Source organism: Bacillus sp. LR--39 (assembly GCF_053613335.1).
The window spans coordinates 1-535 of the sequence record NZ_JBSIOT010001500.1; the positions used below are offsets into that span (position 1 = coordinate 1).

General features: G+C 44.1%; 2 pseudogenes. Both read right to left on the reverse strand.

From position 1 onward, the window contains the following. Positions 1-329: pseudogene (gene murQ / locus ACWHAR_RS31400) on the reverse strand (N-acetylmuramic acid 6-phosphate etherase); the annotation flags it as partial. A gap of 109 nt (positions 330-438) precedes the next feature. Then, a pseudogene (locus ACWHAR_RS31405) lies at positions 439-535 on the reverse strand (GNAT family N-acetyltransferase); the annotation flags it as partial.

The following is a 535-nucleotide window of genomic DNA, read 5'->3' on the forward strand; positions in this document are numbered from 1 at the left end:
AAGGCTTCGGGGCCTCCAGCTATGATTCCGAGGACCTGATCTGGGCTTACGCTGTAGGTGGGAGGACATTCAACAGCATCCATGACGCCGAGTCTGCCGCTTGTGCCGGCGCCTGTATATATGAGCCGGCCTCCATTTTGAAACGATTCATAAGCGCAGTCTACAGCTGTTTTGATGTCGGGGAGAACCTCTTGAACGGCTGCAGCGACTTTCATATCTTCGTTGTTGATCATTTTGAGGATGCCGAGAGTGTTTGCTTTGTGGATTTCAACTGTTTGGCTATTGCGTGATTCCGTTGTGAGACGGTGAAGGTTTAATGGTTCTGACATGAGGATGCCCCCTGTTTTAAAATGATATATCTCAATATTCAGTATATTCATTTCTGTTATGATATTTCAACTATGTTTTTGAATTTTTGAAATTTTATTTCACTCAAGTCTATAAGAAATGATGAAGGATCAACTGTTCTCCAAGCGGGCCGATTCTTCGCCGTCCTTTATCAAGGAACCCGCTTTTCATATAAAGGTGTTTTGCG